At 59.8% G+C, this 23,188-nt stretch carries 21 protein-coding genes; 16 read left to right on the top strand and 5 right to left on the bottom strand.

Going from position 1 to position 23,188, the window contains the following annotated elements:
* The first annotated feature begins 69 nt into the window (after positions 1-69).
* The 14 genes from ACSQ36_RS33580 to ACSQ36_RS33515 all read left to right on the top strand — a co-directional run bounded on the left by ACSQ36_RS33580 (position 70) and on the right by ACSQ36_RS33515 (position 14,203).
* Positions 70-1,893: an NAD(P)H-dependent oxidoreductase subunit E gene (locus tag ACSQ36_RS33580; protein WP_436185385.1), complete on the top strand. Its 1,824-nt coding sequence runs from the start codon at positions 70-72 to the stop codon at positions 1,891-1,893.
* A complete protein-coding gene (locus ACSQ36_RS33575; RefSeq protein WP_436185384.1) occupies positions 1,890-2,621 on the top strand; it encodes a 2Fe-2S iron-sulfur cluster-binding protein in 732 nt (243 codons plus the stop codon). The genes ACSQ36_RS33580 and ACSQ36_RS33575 overlap by 4 nt, the downstream gene beginning before the upstream one ends.
* On the top strand, positions 2,618-3,205 hold the full coding sequence (locus tag ACSQ36_RS33570) for an NADP oxidoreductase (RefSeq protein ID WP_255631400.1): 588 nt from the start codon (positions 2,618-2,620) through the stop codon (positions 3,203-3,205). Before ACSQ36_RS33575 ends, ACSQ36_RS33570 begins: the two co-directional genes overlap by 4 nt.
* Positions 3,206-3,224: 19 nt before the next feature.
* Positions 3,225-4,739, top strand: a complete 1,515-nt coding sequence (locus ACSQ36_RS33565) for a Ni/Fe hydrogenase subunit alpha (protein ID WP_213764879.1) — start codon at positions 3,225-3,227, stop codon at positions 4,737-4,739.
* Positions 4,736-5,230 carry a hydrogenase maturation protease gene (locus tag ACSQ36_RS33560; RefSeq protein WP_213764880.1) on the top strand — a complete coding sequence of 165 codons (495 nt, stop codon included), beginning with the start codon at positions 4,736-4,738 and terminating at the stop codon, positions 5,228-5,230. Before ACSQ36_RS33565 ends, ACSQ36_RS33560 begins: the two co-directional genes overlap by 4 nt.
* Positions 5,223-5,570: a hydrogenase maturation nickel metallochaperone HypA gene (locus ACSQ36_RS33555; protein WP_436185383.1), complete on the top strand. Its 348-nt coding sequence runs from the start codon at positions 5,223-5,225 to the stop codon at positions 5,568-5,570. Before ACSQ36_RS33560 ends, ACSQ36_RS33555 begins: the two co-directional genes overlap by 8 nt.
* A gap of 18 nt (positions 5,571-5,588) precedes the next feature.
* On the top strand, positions 5,589-6,545 hold the full coding sequence (gene hypB, locus ACSQ36_RS33550) for a hydrogenase nickel incorporation protein HypB (RefSeq protein ID WP_436185382.1): 957 nt from the start codon (positions 5,589-5,591) through the stop codon (positions 6,543-6,545).
* Positions 6,542-7,702 carry a Kae1-like domain-containing protein gene (locus ACSQ36_RS33545; protein ID WP_436185381.1) on the top strand — a complete coding sequence of 387 codons (1,161 nt, stop codon included), beginning with the start codon at positions 6,542-6,544 and terminating at the stop codon, positions 7,700-7,702. The genes hypB and ACSQ36_RS33545 overlap by 4 nt, the downstream gene beginning before the upstream one ends.
* Entirely contained in the window at positions 7,693-7,908 is a 216-nt protein-coding gene (locus ACSQ36_RS33540; protein ID WP_436185380.1) for a HypC/HybG/HupF family hydrogenase formation chaperone, read from the top strand. The genes ACSQ36_RS33545 and ACSQ36_RS33540 overlap by 10 nt, the downstream gene beginning before the upstream one ends.
* On the top strand, positions 7,905-9,044 hold the full coding sequence (gene hypD, locus ACSQ36_RS33535) for a hydrogenase formation protein HypD (RefSeq protein WP_436185379.1): 1,140 nt from the start codon (positions 7,905-7,907) through the stop codon (positions 9,042-9,044). Before ACSQ36_RS33540 ends, hypD begins: the two co-directional genes overlap by 4 nt.
* Positions 9,045-9,091: 47 nt before the next feature.
* The gene (hypE, locus tag ACSQ36_RS33530) at positions 9,092-10,150 is read left to right on the top strand and encodes a hydrogenase expression/formation protein HypE (RefSeq protein WP_436185378.1); all 1,059 of its coding nucleotides are present in this window, start codon (positions 9,092-9,094) and stop codon (positions 10,148-10,150) included.
* Between the two features lie 190 nt (positions 10,151-10,340).
* On the top strand, positions 10,341-10,490 hold the full coding sequence (locus tag ACSQ36_RS33525) for a hypothetical protein (RefSeq protein WP_436185377.1): 150 nt from the start codon (positions 10,341-10,343) through the stop codon (positions 10,488-10,490).
* A gap of 1 nt (position 10,491) precedes the next feature.
* A complete protein-coding gene (gene zwf / locus ACSQ36_RS33520; protein WP_436185376.1) occupies positions 10,492-11,892 on the top strand; it encodes a glucose-6-phosphate dehydrogenase in 1,401 nt (466 codons plus the stop codon).
* A gap of 88 nt (positions 11,893-11,980) precedes the next feature.
* Positions 11,981-14,203: a copper-transporting P-type ATPase gene (locus tag ACSQ36_RS33515; protein ID WP_436185375.1), complete on the top strand. Its 2,223-nt coding sequence runs from the start codon at positions 11,981-11,983 to the stop codon at positions 14,201-14,203.
* Positions 14,204-14,219: 16 nt separating this feature from the next.
* On the opposite strand, the gene ACSQ36_RS33510 is transcribed toward ACSQ36_RS33515, so the two are convergent.
* The 4 genes from ACSQ36_RS33510 to ACSQ36_RS33495 all read right to left on the bottom strand — a co-directional run bounded on the left by ACSQ36_RS33510 (position 14,220) and on the right by ACSQ36_RS33495 (position 17,753).
* On the bottom strand, positions 14,220-15,602 hold the full coding sequence (locus ACSQ36_RS33510; RefSeq protein WP_436185374.1) for an NAD-dependent succinate-semialdehyde dehydrogenase: 1,383 nt from the start codon (positions 15,600-15,602) through the stop codon (positions 14,220-14,222).
* A 70-nt stretch (positions 15,603-15,672) separates the two neighbouring features.
* Positions 15,673-15,888: a hypothetical protein gene (locus ACSQ36_RS33505; RefSeq protein ID WP_436185373.1), complete on the bottom strand. Its 216-nt coding sequence runs from the start codon at positions 15,886-15,888 to the stop codon at positions 15,673-15,675.
* Between the two features lie 1,057 nt (positions 15,889-16,945).
* Positions 16,946-17,143, bottom strand: a complete 198-nt coding sequence (locus ACSQ36_RS33500) for a DUF3562 domain-containing protein (protein ID WP_213764891.1) — start codon at positions 17,141-17,143, stop codon at positions 16,946-16,948.
* 316 nt (positions 17,144-17,459) lie between these two features.
* The gene (locus tag ACSQ36_RS33495) at positions 17,460-17,753 is read right to left on the bottom strand and encodes a hypothetical protein (RefSeq protein WP_436185372.1); all 294 of its coding nucleotides are present in this window, start codon (positions 17,751-17,753) and stop codon (positions 17,460-17,462) included.
* Positions 17,754-18,196: 443 nt separating this feature from the next.
* On the opposite strand from ACSQ36_RS33495, the gene atpG reads away from it, so the two are divergent.
* Entirely contained in the window at positions 18,197-19,066 is an 870-nt protein-coding gene (gene atpG, locus ACSQ36_RS33490; RefSeq protein WP_436186441.1) for an ATP synthase F1 subunit gamma, read from the top strand.
* A 12-nt stretch (positions 19,067-19,078) separates the two neighbouring features.
* A complete protein-coding gene (gene atpC / locus ACSQ36_RS33485) occupies positions 19,079-19,513 on the top strand; it encodes an ATP synthase F1 subunit epsilon (protein WP_436185371.1) in 435 nt (144 codons plus the stop codon).
* A 73-nt stretch (positions 19,514-19,586) separates the two neighbouring features.
* On the opposite strand, the gene nifJ is transcribed toward atpC, so the two are convergent.
* Positions 19,587-23,177: a pyruvate:ferredoxin (flavodoxin) oxidoreductase gene (nifJ, locus tag ACSQ36_RS33480; RefSeq protein WP_436185370.1), complete on the bottom strand. Its 3,591-nt coding sequence runs from the start codon at positions 23,175-23,177 to the stop codon at positions 19,587-19,589.
* Positions 23,178-23,188 lie beyond the last annotated feature (11 nt).

The raw sequence follows: 23,188 nt of genomic DNA, 5'->3' as shown, positions 1-23,188 counted from the left end.
TTATCGTTGGCTTGAACTTCACCGCCCGACGCAATCAGCGCATCGGTCCAGACATGGGGGCGATCTGTCGTGACTAGTGCACACGGTTTTCTGTCGAAGCCCGCCAGCTTCCAAAACGAGGCCATCGAGTCGCTCGTCTCGCGCCACGCGTGCGATCCGCACGCGCTGGTGCAGATCCTCCGTGAGGCACAGGCGCTGCATACCTGGCTGCCGCGCGACATGCTGCGTTATGTGGCGGACACGCTTGGGCTGACACTTGCCCATGTTGAGGGCGTCGCGACGTTCTACCGTTTCTTTCACACCGAACCGGTGGGCGAGTACCGCATACTCTTCAGCGACAACATTACCGACCGTATGCAAGGTAACGCTGCATTGCTGGCCGACTTGTGCCAGCGCCTGGCGGTTGAGCCGGGTCACATGCGCGCCGACGGCCGGGTCAGTGTGGATTTCTGTTCCTGCACCGGCCTTTGCGATCAGGGACCGTCGTTACTGATCAACCACCATCAGGTTGTCACCCGGCTCGACGCCGAGCGCGTTGCTGCGATCGCTGTCCTGATCGAAGCAAGGGTGGCGGTCTCTGACTGGCCGGCGCATTGGTCTCGCGTGGATGACCACATCCGACGCGCCGATGTCCTGCTAGGCACTCCGTTACCGCCCGGCGCAGCCATTGCTGCCGCGTTGGCGCGCGGAGCACGCGCTTTGGTAGACGAGATGACGATCTCGAACCTGCGCGGACGCGGTGGCGCAGGTTTTGTCACCGGCAAGAAATGGGAACTCTGCCGCGATGCGGCGGGCAGCGACCACTACATGGTGTGTAACGCCGACGAAGGCGAGCCCGGAACCTTCAAGGACCGCGTGCTGCTGACCAGTCACCCCGACATGGTGTTTGAAGGCATGACGATTGGTGCGCTCGCGATCGGAGCCCGGCACGGATTGATGTATTTGCGTGGTGAATATCGCTACCTGCTGGAGCCATTGCGCGATGTGCTGCAGCGCCGCCGCGATGCGCATTTGCTGGGGACCGCCATTCAGGGACACGCTGGATTTGATTTTGACATTGAGATTCATGTCGGCGCCGGCGCGTATGTATGCGGCGAGGAGTCGTCGCTGATCGAGTCCCTTGAGGGCAAGCGTGGTACGCCTCGTATCCGTCCGCCGTTTCCCGCAGAGCACGGTTATCTCGGGCAACCTACTGCAGTGGACAACGTTGAAACCTTGTGCGCCGCGACGCACATTGCATTGCAAGGCAGCGCCTGGTGGGCGGCTATCGGCACGCCCAAGTCAACTGGCACCAACATCCATTCCGTATCGGGCGATTGCGATCGGCCGGGTATTTATGAGTATCCGATGGGCACGAGCATCGATCGCATCCTCGAAGATTGCGGCGCGCATGACACCCAGGCGGTGCAGGTCGGCGGCCCGTCGGGGAAGTGCCTCCCGGCGACAGAGTTTGGTCGTCGCATAGGGTTCGAAGACGTACCTACGGCGGGTGCATTCATGGTGTTCGACCGGTCGCGAGACATGTTCGAAGTGGCACGCAACTATGCGGGATTTTTCGCCGAGGAGAGTTGCGGTTTTTGCACGCCGTGCCGGGTGGGCACGGCGCTGGTCGTCAAGAGCATGGACAAACTCGCCGCCGGCCGAGGCTCGCGTCATGACGTCGATTTACTCTGCAGCATTGACAAGCTGATGCACGGCACCACGCATTGCGGCCTGGGCGGCTCGGCCTGCAACGCCCTTCACGACACCATCGTCAAGTTTCGGCCTGCCTACGAGCGACGGCTGAAGTCGCTGCACTTCGAGCCAGCATTCGATCTCGACGCCGAGCTTGCGGACGCACGCCGCGTAACCGGCCGAGATGACGCGGCGGCGCACCTGGAGAGCGCCTCATGACTACGCTCGCCGAGACCGGCAATACAGGCGCCACGTTCTCGCTCGACGGTGACGACGTGCCCTTTGAGCCGGGCGACACCATTCTGCAGGCAGCACGGCGGGCGGGGCGTTACATCCCGCACTTATGCTGGCATCCGGACTTTCCGGCGCAGGGCTCATGCCGCGTTTGCACCGTGAAGGTCAAGGGCCGCGCCGGCTCGGCATGTACCTTGCACGCTGCCGCAGGCGAGGTCGTCGAAAGCAATACAGACGAGCTGAACGCCGATCGCAAGATGCTCATTCAGATGTTGTTCATTGAAGGCAATCACTTTTGCCCCTCTTGCGAAAAGAGCGGCAATTGCCTGCTGCAGGCGACGGCCTACGAGATGAACATGGAGGGCGTACTGTTCGATGAGTTTTACCCGCGACGCCCGATCGACGCAAGCCACGCAGACGTCATGATTGACTTCAACCGCTGCATCCTGTGCGAGCTGTGCGTGCGCGCGAGTCATGATGTCGATGGCAAAGACGTTTTCGCCATCGCGGGTCACGGGATCAGAACGCATCTGGTGGTCAACAGCATGAGCGGAAAGCTGGTCGATACCGATATGGCGCTCACCGACCGGGCTGCGAGCGTTTGCCCTGTCGGTGCGATCCTGCCCAAGCGGCGCGGCTTCGTGATCCCGATCGGCGAGCGCCGGTACGACCCGCACACGGCGGCCGATGCGGACACGCAGGAGGCGTCATGAGCCCTGTCATGAATCCGGCCATGAACGTCGACGTAGCCCCCCGGCCCGCCAAGTTGAAGGTCGCCACCGTTTCGCTTGCGGGTTGCTTCGGCTGCCACACCTCCTTCCTCGACATCGACGAGCGTCTGCTGGAGCTGATCCAGCATATTGAGTTTGACCGCTCGCCGCTAACCGATATCAAGGAAGTCGGCCAGTGCGACATCGGACTGATTGAAGGGGGTGTGTGCAATTCCGAGAACGTGCTCGTGCTGCGCGCGTTTCGTGCCCACTGCAAGACGCTGGTGGCCATGGGTGCTTGTGCCATTAATGGCGGCTTGCCGGCCGAGCGCAATCGCTTCGAGCTGGGCGTCTTGCTCAGCGAGGTTTATCACGACCGCCCGGGCCTGAGCGAAGGCAGCGAGATTCCAAACGACCCCGAACTGCCGCTGTTGCTTCGGCAGGTGCGTCCGATCCATGCAGTCGTGCATGTCGACTACTTCTTGCCCGGTTGCCCGCCGTCGGCGGATGCATTCTGGAGTTTCCTGAACGACCTGATGGCCGGACGCACACCGCAACTCGGTCACGCGTTGATGCACTACGACTGAGAGCGAGGACCAAAACGCAATGAGCTTCGACCTCGAAACCGCCGCAGAACCGAAAGGCCTGCGCCGCGTGGCTATCGACCCGGTGTCGCGCGTCGAAGGGCACGGCAAGGTGACGATCCTGCTCGACGAGCAGAATCGCGTGAAGCAGGTGCGCCTGCATATCGTCGAGTTCCGCGGCTTCGAGAAATTTATCGAAGGGCGTCCCTATTGGGAAGTCCCGGTGATGGTGCAGCGTTTGTGCGGCATCTGTCCGGTCTCGCATCAACTCGCGGCGGCCAAGGCGATGGATCTCGTGGTCGGTGCACAGCCGATCACGCGCAGTGCGGAGAAGATCCGCCGGCTGATGCACTACGGCCAGGTCATGCAATCGCATGCGCTTCACTTCTTTTATCTCGCGTCGCCCGACCTGCTGTTTGGCTTTGACTCGGAAGCCGACCTGCGCAACATCGTTGGCGTGGCGCAGGCACACCCGGACATCGCGAAGAAGGGCATCCTCTTGCGCAAATTCGGGCAGGAGCTGATCCGCGTCACGTCGGGCAAGCGCATCCACGGCACCGGCGCGATACCCGGCGGAATGAACAAGCATGTGAGCCAGGCTGAACGCGATCTGCTCTATCGCGATGTGGACCAGATGATCGCCTGGGCGGCCGATGCCGTGGACATCGCTAAACAGTTGCACGCGCAAAACCCGATCCTGTACGACGGTTTCGGGAGCTTTCGCTCCAACATGCTGTCACTCGTTCGAGCCGATGGCGCGATGGATCTCTACGATGGCGTGCTGCGTGCGCGCGACGCCGACGGCAAGATCATTCTCGATGGCGCGAGCGACCAGTGCTACATGGACTTGATAGAAGAAGAGGCCCGGCCCTGGACGTACATGAAGTTTCCCCACCTGCGAAGCCTCGGCCGTGATGCCGGGTGGTACCGGGTCGGACCTTTGGCGAGAGTTCAAAATTGCGACTTCATTCCTAGCCCGCTTGCGGAAGTGCAGCGTCAGGAGTTCGTCGCCTGGGGCAAGGGCGCGCCGGTTCACGCCACACTTGCCTACCACTGGGCGCGGATGATCGAGGTGTTGCATACGGTGGAGGTCATCAAGGATCTGCTCAACGACCCGGACATCCTGCAAGGGGAATTGATGGCCAGCGGCGAGCGCCGGGGAGGGGGCGTGGGTATCATCGAAGCGCCACGCGGAACCCTCATTCACGACTATCAAGTAGGTTCCGACGACCTGGTGAGCATGTGCAATCTGATCGTCTCGACCACGCACAACAACCAGGCGATGAACGAAGCCGTGCGGTCGGTCGCACGTCAGTATCTGGATGGCCGCGAGCTGACCGAAGGGCTCCTCAATCGTATTGAAGTGGCCATCCGTGCGTTTGACCCCTGCCTGTCGTGCGCCACGCATGCGCTGGGTCAGATGCCGCTAGATGTTGTACTGCTCGGGGCTGGCGGTGAACTAGTCGATCACGTCGTGAAGTCGCCGCATGGCGAGATGGTGCGCAACGCCCAGGCGTTCGGGGAGCCGCTCCCATGATTGCTCCCATGCTGGTGTGCGGGTGGGGCAATCTGAGCCGTGGCGATGACGCGCTAGGCCCGTTGTTCGTGCAGCAATTGTGCACGTGGGCCGGGTCAGCGAACGACAGCCGTGTGGAGTTTCTCGAAGACTATCAGCTTCAAATCGAGCACGCACTGGACCTCGTGTGTCGTGAGCGCGTGCTGTTCGTCGATGCCAGCCTGACTTGCACAGCCCCGTTCGAGGTTACATCGCTGAGTCCGGCGCGTGACGCGACCTTCACCACGCACGCCATGTCTGCGCCGTCAGTGATGCAGGTGTACCGCGACCTGTACCGCGTCAATCCGCCGCCATGCACGCTGCTGGCAATTCGAGGCATGCGTTTCGAACTCGGGGAGCCGCCCGGACCGCTCGCGCTCGAACACCTGGCGCTAGCGCTGGCCTGGGGGCAAGCCTGGTTAGGAAATAGCGTACCGCCGCCCGCCATCGCGCCTGAGGCCATGCATGCATGAAATCAGCCTGGCTGGCGGCATCCTGCGCATGGTCGAAGAGGCTGCCGCGCGCGAGCACTTCTGGCGGGTTTCGCAACTGCGTCTTGAGATCGGCGCGTTGGCCGGTGTCGAAGCGCAGGCCTTGCGTTTCGCGCTCACTGCCATGATGCCTGGCACCTGTCTGGAAGGGGGGAAGATCACCATCGACGAGATTCCCGGCACGGCCCGGTGCCTGCACTGCGCCGCCAGCGTGGAGATTGAAAGCTATCTTGAACCCTGCCCGCGATGCGGCAGCTTCACCTTGCAGGCCACGGGAGGCTCCGAGCTACGCGTGGTCGACCTCGTGGTGTTCGACGATTGAACTTTGAAGGAGAGGGTCATGTGTGTCGTCTGCGGCTGTAATGCCGAGTCAAGCTCCGAGTCGAACTCCGACTCAAACGCCCAGCGCACCGATGCGCGGGAAACAACTTCCAGCGCTTTCCATGTACCTATGGAGACGGGCGATGGCGATCTTCACTATGGCGTTGGCGCCGCCCGATTGTCGGTGCCCGGTATCAGCCAGGCACGCGTCATCCATATGGAAGCCGATGTGCTGGGCGAGAACAAGCGCCTGGCAAACCGCAATCGAGCGCATTTCGCGGCGCATGGCGTGAGCGCGTTCAACCTTGTCTCCAGCCCCGGCTCGGGCAAGACAACGCTGCTTTGCGCGAGCATCAACGCGCTCAAGATCCGCAGGCCGGCCTTGAGCGTGGCGGTGATCGAGGGCGACCAGCAAACCAGTGTCGATGCGGACCGCATTCGCGCCACCGGTGTATCGGCGATCCAGGTCAACACTGGCCGCGGCTGCCATCTGGATGCGCAAATGGTGGGCGACGCTTTCGCGCGTCTCGATCTGCACGCAAGCGCGCATCACGGCCACGGCGCTCACGGTGCCGATGCACTGCTGTTCATCGAAAACGTCGGCAATCTGGTTTGCCCGGCGCTGTGGGATCTGGGCGAGGCCGCCAAGGTCGTGGTGTTGTCAGTGACCGAAGGCGAGGACAAGCCTCTCAAGTATCCGGACATGTTCGCCGCTGCAACGCTGATGGTGGTCAACAAGATCGACCTCATGCCTTACGTCAGTTTCGACGTGTCCAGATGCATCGGGTACGCCCGACAAGTCAACCCCGGCATCGAGGTGCTGCTCGTGTCGGCCACGACCGGCGATGGCATGGACCGCTGGCTGGACTGGCTGTTGCCCCAGTGCGGTGACCCGGATCATCGTCCGGTGGTCGAACCGTTCGGGCACGACACTGCTGCACAACGGATCACGGCGTCAACCGGCGTGACGCCATGATCCATTCAGCCCGCTTGCCAAAAGCGGCACCCGCGCGCGTGCTGGCTTGCGGTGCATACCTGAAGAACACCGCCTGCCTGATCGATGGCCAGCGAGTGCTGTGGTCCGCCCCGCACGGAGATCTCGTCGGCGCAGCCAACCGCGAGGCGCTGGACGACTCGGTCGAGGAACTGCTGCGTGCCGCATCGGGGCCGGTGCAGGCTGTGGCACATGACCTGCATCCGGATATTTACAGTACTCACGTTGCACAGGCGCTGGCGGGCCGTCTGGGCGTTCGGGCGATCGCTGTCCAGCACCATCATGCGCACATTGCGGTGGTCCAGGCCGAGCAAGGAGTAGCCGGTCCTGTCATCGGCCTCGCGCTGGATGGTGTGGGCTTGGGCGACGACGGCAGCGCATGGGGTGGCGAAGTACTTTGGGTGGATTCGGCCGCCCATCGGTGGCGTCGACTGGATCATTTGGTGCCCTTGTTATTGCCCGGCGGCGACGTGGCTGCGCGCGAACCCTGGCGCATGGCCGCTGCCGTACTGCACCGCCTGGGCCGTACCGACGAAATCGAAGCAAGGTTCGCTCCGGTGGTTGGCGTGGTTGCGGCGCGCGTCGTGCGCAGCCTGCTGGAGCGTCAGGTCAACAGTCCCTCCACGACAAGTGCCGGCCGCTGGTTCGACGCTGCCGCTGGCGCGTTGGGACTGTGCGTTCACCAAACAGTCGAAGCAGAAGCGGCCATTGCACTGGAGCAGCAGGCCAGAATGTGGCTGGAGGCCCACCCCGAATTCAGCGTGCAATGGACCTCGCTCGATCTGGCGCCGCTCGTAGCCGAATTGTTCGCGATGGCCGGCCAGGGCGTCGCGTCGAGCGCGTACGGTGCGGCGATTTTTCACCTGGGTCTGGCCGCTGGTCTGGCACACACGGCCACCGAGGCTGCGCGCGCACATGGCACCCGAACCGTCATTCTGGGGGGCGGCTGTTTCCTCAACCAGGTCCTTAGCGAACGTCTGAGCGCAGCGCTGCAAGGCGCGAGCCTGGTGGTGTTGCGACCACAAAGCGTGAGTTGTGGCGATGCGGGCCTCGCGCTAGGTCAGGCGTGGGTGGCGGGCTGCACCATCAATGCCGGTCAAGGAATGCTATCTGCTGAGGAAACCTTATCATGTGCCTAGCGTTGCCTGCTCGTGTTATAGCGCTCGACGGCACGGACATGGCCGTCGTCGACCTTGGTGGCGTGCGGAAACGAATTTCGATTGCGCTGGTGCCCGAGGTTCAGGTTGGCGACTATGTGATCGTTCATGTGGGTTATGCCATCGGCATGCTCGACATAGAGGAAGCGGAAGCAACGATTAAACTGTTCGCGGAGCTGGCCACGTGAAATACGTCGATGAATTCCGTGATGGCGCGCTCGCCCGCAACATTGCCGCCAACATCGCGGGAGAAGCTGAAGCGTCCCGGCGATACAGTTTCATGGAGTTTTGCGGCGGCCACACACATGCTCTAGCCCGCTATGGCGTCGTGGATCTGCTGCCTCCAAATGTACGCATGATCCACGGCCCCGGTTGCCCTGTGTGCGTGCTTCCCATTGGGCGTGTGGACATGGCCTTACGTCTCGCACTCGATGCCGGCGTGATGCTGTGTACCTACGGCGATGTGATGCGGGTACCGGCGTCGGCCGGCTTGTCCCTGATGCGCGCCAAGGCACGCGGCGCCGACATCCGCATGGTGTATTCCCCGCTCGATGCGTTGAAGCTCGCTGTCGACAACCCGCGACGCGAAGTGGTGTTCCTTGCCATCGGTTTCGAGACCACCACGCCGCCGACCGCGCTGGCTATCCAGCAAGCAGCGCGTGAAGGGCTGAAAAACTTCAGCGTGCTGTGCTGCCACGTGCTGACGCCGGCCGCCATTACCCACATCCTTGAATCCCCGGAAGTGCGCCAATACGGCACGGTCGAGATCGACGGTTTTGTCGGGCCGGCCCACGTGAGTATCGTGATTGGATCGGGTCCCTACGAGGGGTTTGCCAAGACCCATCGCAAGCCGGTGGTAATCGCCGGGTTCGAGCCCCTGGACGTGATGCAGGCCATCCTGATGCTGGTGCGCCAGGTCAATGATGGCCGCGCCGAGATCGAGAATGAATTTACGCGTGCGGTGAATCGCGAAGGCAATGCTCGCGCCCAGGCTGTGACGGCGCAGGTGCTCGAAGTGCGCGCTACGTTTGAGTGGCGCGGACTGGGTGAGGTGCCGATGAGTGCGCTCAGGATTCGCCCGGAATATGCGCTCTTCGACGCCGAGCGCCGCTTCGATCTGAACTACCGTGCGGTGCCCGACCATAAGCAATGCGAATGCGGTGCAATCCTGCGCGGGGTCAAGAAGCCCATCGACTGCAAGCTCTTTGGCACGGTCTGCACGCCGGACAATCCGATGGGATCCTGCATGGTGTCGAGTGAAGGCTCGTGTGCGGCGCACTACTCATACGGAAGGTTCCGGGACATCCCGGTGGTGGCCGCATGAAGTTGCAGTACTCAGCGTGACGCACTTTTGATCGAGATCCCCGATCCATGGATACACCGAAAAGACATTACACACGTCCTCTGGATATGAAGCATGGCCGCATCGACATGAACCACGGCGCGGGCGGCCGTCTGTCGGCACAGTTGATCGAGGAGATATTCGCTCGCGCTTTCGACAATGAATTTCTGCGGCAGGGCAATGACGGGGCGCTCTTGCCGGTGCCGGCCGGCCAACGGTTGGTCATGGCTACCGACGCGCATGTCATTTCACCTCTGTTCTTTCCCGGCGGCGACATCGGCTGCCTTGCGGTGCACGGCACGCTCAATGATGTAGCGATGCTGGGAGCGACGCCGCTCTACCTGAGCGCGTGCTTCATCCTGGAAGAAGGCTTGCCGTTGGCGGAGCTCAAACGCATCGTGCAGTCGATGGCCAGTGCCGCGCTTGATGCAGGCGTGCCTATTGTCACCGGGGACACGAAGGTAGTCGAGCGCGGTAAGGGTGAGGGCGTTTTCATCAGCACAACGGGGATCGGCACAGTGTCTGAGGGATGCGTCATCGGCGGGGCTTGTGCGCGGCCCGGCGACGCGGTGTTGCTGTCGGGAACGATCGGCGAGCACGGCGTCGCGGTGTTGTCTCAACGCGCTTCGCTGGAGTTTGAGACCACGATCAAATCCGACACGGCTGCATTGCACACGCTGGTCGCGGCGATGTTGGCGGCTGCCCCCATTGGTGCGATACATGTGCTGCGTGACCCCACTCGCGGCGGGCTCGCGACCACGCTCAATGAGATCGCGGGGCAGTCCAACGTGGGCATGATGCTGGAGGAATCTGCTATTCCCATACTGCCTCAGGTCGATGCCGCCTGCGAATTGCTGGGCCTGGACCCACTGTATATCGCCAACGAAGGCAAGCTGGTGGCGATCGTCGCACCGGAGGCTGCAGCCGCGGTGCTGGCCGCAATGCATGCGCACGCTTTGGGCCACGCAGCCGCGTGTATAGGCAGCGTCACAGAAGACGAGAATTGTTTTATCCAGATGAACACACGCGTTGGTGGGCGGCGCGTTGTCGACTGGCTGAGCGGCGAGCCGCTGCCGCGCATCTGCTGATCTCGTACGTATCGCCGCCGGAAAATGAGTAGTTTCCGAGCCTGCACAGTCGACCAGGCGACGACTATCATCAAAGCCGATGATGGTGCGATAGCGTTCCAAGTCGGCGTCCATCGAAACAAGCAACGCGAGATGCAGAGATGCAAAAAACGCTCTCGTTTGTTTCAACTGACCTCTACGGAGATTCACGATGCAAGCAGGAATGACTGGATTGAACGCTGCGTTCTTCGAGCGGTTTAGCTCGCGCGATGAAGCATTGTTTTCTGAAAAAATATTATCAGTTATACGAAACGAATTCGAAGGCCATCCGGAAAGATCGACCCCGAAAGCAGGGGCTTGAGATGGTCGCACCCCGGTCGGACGCATTTGTTTTTTTCGGCGCTACCGGCGATCTGGCATACAAGCAGATCTTCCCGGCGTTACAAGCCATGATTCGACATGGTCGCCTCGACATGCCGATAATTGGCGTAGGCAGATCGCCATGGGACAACGATCGTTTTATCGCGCGGGCGCGAGACAGCATCGAAAAACACGCCACGCTGGACGCTGCGGCTTTCGAAAAACTCGCTTCCCGACTGCAATACGTCGTAGGCGACTGCCGCGACGAGCGGACCTATCGGCACTTGCGCGAGGCCCTCGGCAACGCCGGGCAGCCCTTGTACTATCTTGCCCTTCCCCCGGAAATATTCGGGGTCGTGGTAGATGGCCTGTCCTGGTCGGGCTGCGCCAAAAATGCCCGCGTGATGGTTGAAAAACCGTTTGGGAGCGATCTCGCTTCGGCACAGGCCCTGAACGCGTTGCTCATGAAATCCTTCGCGCCATCGGCCGTGTTCCGCGTCGATCATTACCTGGGCAAGGAACCGATCCAGAACTTGCTGTACTTCCGCTTTGCCAATGCGCTCGTTGAACCGGTATGGAATCGCCGCTATGTAGCGAGCGTTCAGGTCACCATGGCCGAGTCATTCGGGGTACAAGGCCGTGGGAGTATGTACGAAGGCGTCGGGGCTATCCGGGATGTCGTGCAGAATCATTTGCTGCAAGTGGTTTCATTGCTGGCGGCCGAGCCCCCGGTCGCCGATCATCCCGATGCAATGCGCGATGCGAAACTGAGCGTATTCGAGGCGATGCGGCCAATCTCTACGGACGAGACAGTGCGAGGACAGTTCCGTGGATACCGGGATGAGCCCGGCGTCGCCCCTGATTCCCAGGTTGAGACCTTCGTTGCGTTGCGTCTGCATATCGAGAGCGAGCGGTGGGCCGGGGTGCCGTTCTATATCCGGGCCGGCAAACAGATGCCCGTGACCGGTACCGAGATCATGGTGAAACTTAAATCGCCGTCGCACGCAGTCTTCGATACCGCAGCATCGGGCCAATCAAACTACTTCCGCTTCCGGATCAGCCCCGACGTGCTGATCTCGGTGGGCGCGCGCGTCAAGGTCCCTGGCGAGGTCATGGCAGGCGAAACGGTGGAACTCCTCGCACATCGTCATCCTGGCGATGAAATGGCGCCATACGAACGCTTGTTTGGCGACGCGATTCTGGGGGACGCGTCGCTATTCGCGCGCTATGACAGCATTGAGGCAGCCTGGCGCACCGTTGCCCCCATTCTTGGGAACACCGTTCCAATCAGGTACTACGAATCATCGAACTGGGGACCGGCAGAAAGCGAACAGCTTATCTCGCGTGATGGCGGCTGGCATAGCCCGGTTGCAAACGCCACGAACGAGGGCGATGCCGGATGATGTGGCTTTCACACCGGCAACGGCGATTCCACGGTGATACGCTAGGCAGCGTGTACACGAATCGCAGGTTTAGCTATCGGAGTGAGCCATGAAGTCTGTCACCCCAGCAGTATCCGCCGCGCCCGCCTATGCGCCAAAGCCTGCAGCGGTCTACACCTGCGCCATGCATCCCCAGATAAGGTTGCCGAACCCGGGCGCGTGCCCGATCTGCGGCATGACGCTGGAGTTGGTTGCCCCTGTCTTGACGGAGCAGTCTTCTATTGAGCTTAGGGATATGACTCGCCGCTTCTGGATGGCGGTGGTCTTCTCGGTGCCCCTGCTGTGGCTGACCATGGGACATGACGTCGGGCTCCCGGATCCGAACGACGCGATCAATCGCATGGCGCAAGCGTTCAAGCTTCCGCATCTCCTGTCCGTCTCGTGGTCGCAATGCTTGCAGGGCTTGCTGGCGACACCGGTCGTTCTATGGGCTGGATGGCCGTTTCTCGCACGGGGATGGAGATCCTTCGCCACGTGGCAGTTGAACATGTTCAGCCTTATTGCCATAGGGGTTGGGGCAGCGTATTTCTTCAGTCTTTTCGTCTTGTTCTTTCCTGCCAGTGTTCCCGATGCGTTTCGACGCGGGGGTGAACTGCCTTCGTATTTCGAAGCTTCTTCCGTAATCGTGGCGCTTATTTTGCTAGGGCAGGTGCTTGAACTGCGTGCGCGCTCGCGGACCACCGGCGCGATACAGGACTTGTTGAAGCTGGCGCCACAAACGGCGGATAGAGTGCGCGTCGACGGTACGGAAGAAACCGTTGCGCTCGAGATGGTTGTCGTGGGTGACACTCTGCGCGTCAAACCCGGCTCAAAAATTCCTGTCGATGGCGTGGTCTTGGAAGGGCGATCGAGCGTCGATGAATCCATGATTTCCGGGGAACCGATCCCGGTAGAGAAGGTAACCGGCAGCAACGTCACAGGGGCGACCGTGAATCAGACCGGATCCTTTCTGATGAAGGCCGAGAAGGTCGGGAGCGAGACCCTGCTCGCGAGAATCGTTCAATTGGTCTCCGAGGCCGGGCGCTCTCGCGCGCCCATTCAGAAGATTGCCGACGAGGTTTCGGGATGGTTCGTCACGGCGGTGCTGGTGGTCGCGGCCGTTTCGTTCGTGGTCTGGATGCTCTTCGGACCGCAGCCGGTGCTCGGAAACGCTCTTGTCGTGGCTATCAGCGTACTCATTATCGCGTGTCCGTGCGCGCTCGGCCTGGCTACGCCAGTTTCGATCATCGTGGGTGTCGGACGAGGGGCGAAACAAGGTGTCCTTATCAAAGATGCGCAAGCGCTGGAGCTGATGGAAAAAGTGGATACCTTGCTGGTCGATAAAACCGGGACGTTGACGGAGGGTAGGCCACGGGTGCGTGCAGTCATCGCGCTTGACGGATTCACCGAAACTTTCCTGCTCGCTTATTCAGGCGGCCTCGAGGGGCAGAGTGAACATCCGCTGGCGCAAGCTATTGTTAGCGAGGCGCGCGACCGGAATGTCACGCTTCCATCCGTCTCTGCCTTCAATTCCGTGACCGGTAAAGGTATAAGCGGGACGATCGATGGCCATACCGTCCTGCTCGGTAACGCACGGCTGATGGATGACGCGAAAGTCGATTGCTTAGCCGCGAGAGCAGGCGTGGAACGACTGCTGACAGACGCACAAACGGTTATGTATCTTTCGGTCGACGGCAAGCTGGCTGGCTACCTTGGTGTGTCGGATCCCGTCAAAGCCACGACGCCCGAGGCAGTCAAGCTGCTTAGAGCGTCCGGAATCAAGATCATCATGCTAACGGGCGACAATGCGGTAACCGCTAACGCCGTTGCGAAGGTTCTGGCTCTGGACGGCGTGAAAGCCGAGGTGCTTCCGCAAGACAAACATAAGTATGTGCAAGAGTTGCAGGAGCAAGGACATGTTGTCGCGATGGCCGGAGACGGTGTGAACGATGCGCCGGCCCTGGCGCAAGCCAATGTTGGCATAGCAATGGGGACAGGAACGGATGTGGCGATGAATAGTGCGCGCATCGTCCTTGTCAAAGGCGACCTGAGGGGTATCGCAACCGCAAGGCAGTTGAGCGTCGCCACGATGAAGAACATCCGGCAAAACCTGTTCTTTGCCTTCGCCTACAACTTGATCGGGATACCGATCGCGGCGGGCGTTCTTTATCCGTGGTCAGGCATCCTGCTAAGCCCTGTCATTGCAAGCGCCGCCATGGCATTCAGTTCCGTGTCGGTAATCGGAAATGCCCTACGCCTCAAGGCGGTCAGGTTCCACGGCGCGCCAACCTGACTTCACATATTGACGCCTACACCGGTGCATTGATGTCGGCGACCCTGACCAGTTTCTTGTTCACGAACTCCTGAATGCCCATCTCGGACAGTTCTCGGCCGTAACCTGAGTGCTTGACGCCACCGAACGGCAACTCCGGTGTCGTCCAGGTCGGCTGGTTGACAAACACCATGCCGGTGTCGATGCGGCTCGCCACGCGCTTGCCCCGTGCGATATCCCTTGTGAAGACCGAACCGCCAAGACCGAAGTCTGAATCGTTGGCGAGCGCCACCGCTTCGTCTTCGTTTTTTACGGTGAAAAGCAGGGCGACCGGTCCGAAAAACTCATCGCGGAATGCGGGATTGTCTGGCCGGATATGGGTGAGAATCGTGGGCTGCATGAATGCGCCTGGACGATCAAGACGCTTGCCGCCCATGACGAGCTTCGCACCGTGAGCAACCGCTTGTTCTACCTGATCGAGGAGCTTGACGAGAGCCGATTCGGTCGACAGCGGACCCAGGGTCGTCACGGGATCCATTGGATCGCCCGGCCTGAGCGCCTCAAGCGCCGTTTGAAACCTGTGCAGAAAGTGGCCCGCTACTTCCTCGACAACGATAAAGCGCTTGGCAGCTACGCAGCACTGGCCCATGTTGTTCATCTTGCCCCACACAGCCCATTTGACCGTCTTTTCCAGGTCCGCGTCTTCGAGCACGATGAAGGCGTCGCTGCCGCCCAGTTCCATTGTCGACTTCTTAAGGTTCATCCCGGCCCGGGCGGCCACCACTCTTCCGGCGTCCACACTGCCGGTCAACACTACGCCCTTGATCCGCGGATCATCGATCACCTGATTGACCTGGTCATAGGAAATCAGAAGATTGGTATAGGCGCCTGCCGGTGCACCTGCATCAAGCCATAGTTGCTCGAAAGCGATGGCACACTGCGGCACGCAGCCGGCGTGCTTTACCATCACCACATTGCCGGCCATCAGATTCGGTGCGGCAAAGCGTGCGAGCTGGTAGTACGGAAAATTCCACGGTTGTACGCCGAAGAGCACGCCTAATGGACTGCTTTCGACTTGCGCTTCCCCTGTGAGCGGTTGCAGGACCCGGGGTGCAAGGAACGACTCCGCGTTCCTCGCGTAGTAGTCGAGGATATCCGCACTCAGCTCCACCTCACCTCGAGCCTGTGCGACCAGCTTACCCATCTCGAGGGTTACCGGCCGGGCAAACTCATAGACCCGCGCGCGCATCAGCGCTGCGGCTCTTGCGACAATTGCCGCTCGTTCGTAGAAACTGGTATGCCGCCAGGTTTCAAAGCAAGCTTGTGCGTGCTCGATTGCTATTTCAAGCCGCTTATCGTCAAACTCTTCGAATGTTTTCAGAATCGTACCGTCATACGGGTTCACGCTTTGATAGGACATGACCGGCTCTCATTGGTAAGGATAGCTATCGAAGCGAAACCACGTTTCGCTCGACTTGGAAAATTGAATTTCAGTCCGCCGTATCGGGCGGAGCGGATGAACGTGCCTCTAGCCGTCTGTTCCTGCGGCGACGCGCCATTTCGCCCGCTCTCATCGTGTCTTGAGCCGGCACGCTCGAAGAAAGACGTGCAAATTCCTTATCCACCATGCTGGCGAGATCGCCTTCGCTCACCTCCGCTCCGGGCGGAAGCGAAAGCAATGACTCGAGAAATGTTTGCGTTGTCATGGAAAACTCCGTTGCTGGCTACGGCCAATTGGGAACGACGTTAAGAAAATACAATTTTTATCACTGGGCGATAGTTGATGGCTCTTACTGCGACGGAGAATGGAATAGCCGGCGCGAACATCGTGCACAGTCAATCGGCGCCATGAAACGAGAGACGGGCTTCGATGCTGACTTCGGGCCGTCACAGGCTTGAGTCGGTAGTCGCTCGACGGGTTTTAGCGCAGAGCTGAGAAGCAACCGCTATAAAAACGCCTAATTTGCCAGCGAGTTCTATAGCCGAAAGAAAAGCAAGGGAACGTGAGTGAGCGTATTCGGATGACACTGCAACCGAGATCACGGCTACGCTAACCAGACATAAAAATGCAAGAGCATATCTCGCCAGGGTAATTCCCTTAAAGGAAAGAACGGCGAGCGCAACAAACAGGAGCTTCGAGGTCAATAGCGCGGAAGACTGTTCAACGCTCGTTCCACTATCTATTTCCCATGGAAGTTCGACTAAAGACCACAGCACGACAAAGCAGGTTGAAATTGTGGCCCACCTATCCATGCCCGCGGCTAGGTATCGAGCGGTTTGACCGCCCGATTCCACCGGGAGCAGCCCGGGTTTCGGCAGTACGTGCCCGCTGCTGTCCGGGTTCATATGGATCGGCTGTACATGAGTTTTGCCTTTAATAAGGGCTTCACCGAGCCTGGCACCTAAGTCGTTAGCAGCTTAAGCATTTGCAGGGCACGTTCGTGGATGATGCTGCCACGCGACCAGTAACGTTCTGATCGAAGATGCGATTGCGCCTAAAAGGTAACGCCTGAAAATTCACTACAGGATAGCTTTCGACGTGGTAAAGCGAAAGACTCGGAATCTACTCAGATCAACGTGATTGGGCGATAAAGCCGCGTGGGAATTAGCCAGTGGCTTGCTACGCAACGCGGTTCGCGAACGGCGCACGCCGGGGTTGTTGCACGGCAGCTTGGCGAGGATTTCCTCGTCGGTTACCGCGCTGGAACTTCAGCCACGGCTTAAGCATCTGCGCTTGGGTTTATCGACCGACAATCCGTTCTATCAAAGGCGCTTCGCGGGTAGCGACTTCAGGTTTGCGCGAACCCTTTTTGCTGCCAAAAGCGACATATAGTCAAGGACGCGTGCTCCATCTCGATAGGAGGCCATCGTGTCCTCATACATCTTCGAGACGGCTAGCACCGATGTATGCGTTTCTTCGGCTATCTGCTCAACAACTCTCTCATCGCTGGGTCTATTCACTTTGATTTCCTCGTTCGGAAGCAGTAGGGAAAAAGCTGAATTTTCCAAAACGAATGACGAGGTGATCGCAAAAGCAAAGAGTTCTTCGTCTGGATCGGCGCTTCGCGAAGTGTCGCGCGCACAATTCAAACTAGCATTTTTGTACGAGCCGCCGTTGACTCAGATCAAGGCAGATCGGTTCGAGAAATACCGCGGGATGAATGCCAATGAACGATGGCGTCCGCCCGGAATTGCGCTTCGCCACCTGAGAGATAGCGTCGTTCGGAGCGGGGGGAAGGGCAGGCGGGTTGCAAACCGAAGGCATTGGCCCCGCGACTTACCCTGGCTCGCCTTTAGTTTTGGTTATGGCCGAAGCCGGCGCGAAAGGCGGCCCCAGCTTTTTCGCAATGAGGTCCATGAGATAGGCGGAAAAGTACACCACCGCAGCACCCAGGGCCAGTCCACGCAGATCGTCAAAGCCCACGGAATGGTGGGTTAAATATTGGACTGCACAGTAGACCACTGCGAAATAGATCCAGATGTAGAAGGCATCGACGGGACGGTCATGCCGCCGATGCGGTGCTTGATGGTGAGCAGCCGTCTTTAGTTCCGGAGAGGATTGTATTTGCATGTTCTATCGTGGCGGCGCCGTTGGGTTATTCGGTTGGGGGACCCTGCTGACCAAACCTCTTTAAGGCGCTTGGTTTAGAGCGCACTTAACGCACCGCTTAGCACGATGTATGAATGCATCGTAATGGGGAAAACATTAGCCCAGTAGTTGCCATCCATGTCTGTTTGATATGGATCAAATAGTGCGCAAGACTGGCCGGCCTATGCTGTCAGCACTCTTTCGGTGGGAGTAACGCGAAACACGGGCGGAACACGGCCACTCAGCTTGACTCCTTGCTTACCCGACGATTGCCTTACCGCTGTTCTGGATATTACCGGGCGGCAAGACAGCGAGGAGCATGTTACCTACCGGCGAACCAGCAGCTCGAATTCGTGACCGGTGCTTGGTTAAGCCTTGCGCTCGCGAGTCGAATGCAAATCACGACATCGCAAAAGGACGGGCTTATGCAAATTCGAGAAATTCGATCAAAGATCAAGAGCGTTACCAATACGCGCAAGATTACCCGCGCGATGGAAATGATGGCGCGTACGAAAATGGCTAAAGCACAGCGACGCGCGCGCGTGTTCCGGCCGTACGCGGAGCGTATTCGCGCCATAGCAATACGTCTTCACGAAGACAAACCGGACTACATGTCGGCTTTCCTCACCCGACGCATGCCGGTTGCCCGGGTCGGCCTGATTGTTGTCAGTACCGACCGGGGTTTATGCGGGCCGCTAAATAATCGCTTGCTGCTCAAGTGCTCGGAGGCGTTGGACGAGTGGCAAAAAGCGGGAGTGAAGGTCGAAGTGAGCGTGATCGGTTCCCGGGGTATCGGCCCATTGCATCGTCATGGCGCCAACGTTGTAGCGCGTACCGGCGTATTGACCGCGGAGCTGCACTTTGATGCGTTCTTCGGCACGATTACCGTGCCGCTCAGCGGATTTCTCAACGCACAGCTGGACGAAGTCTACATTGCGTATAACCACCTTTCCAGTGCCCTGTCTTATGAGCCTGAGCTCGAGAAGGTTCTGCCGCTAGACGAGCTCCTGGCGAATCGTGACGGGCCGCCGGAGCCCTTGCCCGAGTATATCTACGAGCCGGACCCCAAGCCTGTGGTCGACACCTTGCTGCTGCGCTACGTCGAGTCATTCATCTACCAGGCGGTTGCCGAGAATAATGCCTGCGAGCAGTGCGCCCGAATGCTGGCGATGCAAGCGGCGACCGACAATGCCGACCGCATGCTCAAGAACCTGGTTCGCGTTTATAACAGGACCCGCCAGGCGGCGATCACCACCGAGCTATGTGACATCGTCAATGGCGCATCGGCCGTTTAAGCCAAGGTAAATATGGACCATCTCTTGCGGGTCGACATTCTTAGTGTCGAAGAATTGCTTTTTACAGGCGACTCTACTTTCGTTGTACTGCCGGGTGAGGTAGGTGAATTGGGCATTTATCCCGGCCACGCCTCCCTGATGACGCGCATTCGGCCAGGGGTTATAAAGATCCGTCAGCCTGGGGCGGCTGAAGATCAGCATGTTTTTGTCGCAGGAGGCGTGCTGGAAGTGTTGCGGGACTCGGTCATCGTGCTGGCTGACCATGCAATTCGCACGCCGGAACTTGATTCTGCACAGGCAGATGAAGCGAGAGCTAAAGCAAGCGAACTTCGCGACCAGTTCGCCAACGAGAGCCGAGGAGAATTCGATTTCGCCGCGGCTAAATCGGAACTGATGGACGAACTAAGAAGGTTCTTTCTGTTGGCCCTGCACGAGAATACTCGTTGAGTGTGGTGACGGCTGCACTGTTGGCGAATAGGTGCAGCACCCTATTCGCCAACACGAAACGGTGTACATCCCCTCACGGAATACGTTTGCTCTGAGCGCCCTGAGCCTTTGGATAGAACCGCGCACCGTCGAGTTCGGACAGCAACTCGTACTCACGATATTTCGCCGTCACGTCACGCTGGGCAGCATCGAGCAGCACGCGCGCTTCGTCCGGGTCCGACTTCGACAGTCCGCTATAGCGGATTTCGTTGTAAGCATAATCCCGCAGGGGAATAGCCGGACGGGGTGAATCAAGGCAGAAAGGATTTTGCCCAACGGCACGTAGCGCGGGGTTAAAGCGCAACAGAGGCCAGAAGCCGCTCGCTACAGCAAGCTCCTGCTGTTTCATACCATGGCGCATGTCAATGCCATGCGCGATGCAATGGCTGTAAGCGAGAATCATGGACGGCCCATCGTAGGCTTCCGCCTCGCGAAAGGCGAGCAGCGTTTGCTGAGGGTTCGCACCCATGGCCACCTGCGCGACGTAGATATTGCCGTAGGCGATTGCTTGCAGCGCCAGATCCTTGCGCGCCACGCGCTTGCCCGCGGCAGCGAACTTGGCAACCGCGCCAAGCGGAGTTGCTTTGGATGCCTGACCACCTGTATTCGAATAGACCTCGGTGTCGAGCACGAGCACATTCACATTGCGTCCCGTCGCGAGCACGTGATCGAGACCGCCATAGTCGATATCGTAGGCCCAGCCATCACCCCCGACAATCCAGATACTGCGGCGAACCAGATGATCGATCAGCGACAGCAGATCGCGCGACGAGTCGGTTTTCAGCGCGAGCAACTTCGACTTCAATTCAGCGACGCGCTGGCGCTGGGCGCGGATGTCTGATTCCTCCGTCTGCGGCGCATCGATAATCGCTTGCGCGAGCTCCTGACCCACTTGCGGCGCGAGAGAGCGCAGCAGCGTGAGTGCCATGTCGAGGTGTTTGTCGGCGGCGAGGCGAAAGCCAAGGCCGAACTCGGCGTTGTCTTCGAACAGCGAGTTCGACCACGCCGGGCCCCGGCCTTCGTGGTTCAGCGTCCAGGGTGTCACGGGCAGATTGCCGCCATAGATCGATGAGCATCCGGTCGCATTGGCAATCTGCGCCCGGTCGCCGAACAACTGCGACAGCAGCTTGAGATACGGCGTTTCACCGCATCCGGCGCACGCACCGGGGAATTCGAATAGCGGCTGCAAAAACTGGACGCCGCGCACGTTCTTGAAGTCGACGCGTGAGCGATCGTTGACCGCAAGGGTCTCGAAGAACGCAATGTTCGCGAGAGACTCGGCGAGCAATGGTGCTTTCGCGGTGAGGTTGATCGCCTTGACATCGGCTTGCGTGGAACTTTGAACCGGGCACGCTTCGACGCATAGGCCGCAACCGGTACAGTCTTCCGCATACACCTCAAGGGTGAAACGTTCTTCGGGGTAACCTCGCGCATTGACGGGCGCCGACTTGAATGACGACGGCGCGCCGTTGAGCTGGTCCTCGTTGTAGTAGCGTGAGCGGATCACGCTGTGAGGGCACACGAATGCGCATTGCCCGCACTGAATGCACGATTGCGCATCCCAGCTTGCGACGATATCGGAGACGTTGCGTTTTTCGAATGCGGCCGTCCCCGATGGAAACGTGCCATCGGCAGGCATCGCGCTGACGGGGATCATGTCGCCCATGCCCGCGAACATCTTTGCGGTCACACGCCGAACGAATTCCGGGGCGGTTGCCGGCACCTGCGCCGCAAGGTCGTGCGCATTGGTGGCGCGGGCGGGCAGGGGCACCTCATGAAGATGGCTTAGGGCGGCGTCGACTGCCGCATTATTTTTTTCGACCGTCTCCTCGCCCTTGCGGCTGTAAGTCTTGGTGATCGATTCCTTGATGTGACGCAGGGCCTCGTCTCGCGGAAGCACGCCTGAAATCGCAAAGAAACAGGTCTGCAGGATCGTGTTGGTGAGATTGCCAAGGCCCGCGTCGCGCGCCACGCTGGTCGCATCGATGACAAAAAAACGCAGCCGTTTGTCGATGAGCGTTTGCTGCACCGAGTGGGGCAACTGGTCCCACACTTGCTCGGGCCCGAACGGGCTGTTGAGCAGAAACACGGCGCCTGGCGCGGCCAGTCGCAACATGTCCTGCCGCTCCAGAAAGCCGAACTGGTGGCAGGCGACAAACGACGCCGATGCAATGAGATATGGTGCCCGGATCGGCTCGTTCCCAAAGCGAAGATGTGATGCCGTTTGAGCGCCTGACTTGTGCGAATCGTAGACGAAATAGCCCTGTGCATAGAGCCCCGCGTCCTCGGCGATGATCTTCACGGTGTTCTTGTTGGCGCCGACCGTGCCGTCGGCGCCTAGTCCATAGAAGACCGCGGTCTTGACGCTCGGCGGTTCGATGGAGAAGGCGGGATCGTAAGTAAGGCTGGTGTGAGACAGGTCGTCATCGATACCAACCGTAAAGCTGTTTTTCGGATTCGGCTTGCTCAGTTCATCGAAGACTGCGCGTGCCATTGCCGGCGAGAAATTTTTCGATGAAATGCCATAGCGTCCACCGATCACGCGCGGCATCGCGTTGCGCTCGCCGCTCGTGAATGCTTGAGCAAGCGTACTGACGACATCGAGATAGAGCGGTTCGCCCGGAGCGCCCGACTCCTTTGTCTGTTCGATTACGCCAATGGAGCGCACCGTCGCGGGCAGTTGTGCGAGAAAGTGCGCGGCGGAAAACGGCCGGTACAGACGTACCTGGAGCGCGCCGACTTTCTCGCCCTTCGCGCAAAGCGCCTTGACTGTCTCACGAACCGTTTCCGCACCGGACCCCATGGCGATGACCACGCGTGTGGCGTCTTGCGCGCCTTCGTATTCGAACAGGCGGTACTGGCGTCCGGTCAATGCGGCAAAGCGAGCCATGACAGCGTCGACAACGGCGGGTACTTTCTCGTAGAAAGGATTGGATGCCTCGCGCGCCTGAAAGTAGGTGTCCGGATTGTGGGCCGTGCCGCGAATGAAGGGGTGCTCGGGACTGAGCGCGCGTTCACGATGCTCACGGACCAGGCGGTCGTCGATCATCGCGCGGATGTGTTCGTCAGGCAGAAGCTCGAGTGTGTTCAGTTCGTGCGAGGTGCGAAAGCCGTCGAAGAAATGCAGGAAGGGCACGCGCGACTCAAGCGTTGCCGCCTGGGCTATCAAGGCAAAGTCATGCGCTTCCTGCACCGACGCGGACGATAGCAAGGCGAAGCCGGTGGTACGCACGGTCATCACATCAGAGTGGTCACCGAAGATCGATAGTGCGGAGGTTGCCAGCGAACGCGCGGCGACGTGGAACACGGTCGCCGTCAATTCACCCGCGATTTTCAGCATGTTCGGCAGCATCAGCATGAGACCCTGCGACGCGGTAAACGTGGTCGTCAACGCGCCGGATTGCAGCGCGCCATGGACCGCGCCGGCTGCACCACCTTCGCTTTGCATTTCCTGCACGACCGGGACGTTGCCCCAGATGTTCTTGACACCTTTGGCGGCCCATTCGTCGGCGAGTTCCGCCATGGTCGAAGAGGGCGTGATTGGAAATATCGCGCAGATCTCGTTGACGCGGTAGGCGACGTGGGCGGCTGCCGTGTTGCCATCCATCGTGGTTCTGTTGCCCATTATCGTTTCCT

This window comes from Caballeronia sp. LjRoot34 (assembly GCF_964253815.1).
Classification (GTDB): domain Bacteria; phylum Pseudomonadota; class Gammaproteobacteria; order Burkholderiales; family Burkholderiaceae; genus Caballeronia.
Note: the sequence above shows the minus strand (reverse complement) of the source record. Positions and strands in the feature narration are given on the sequence as shown.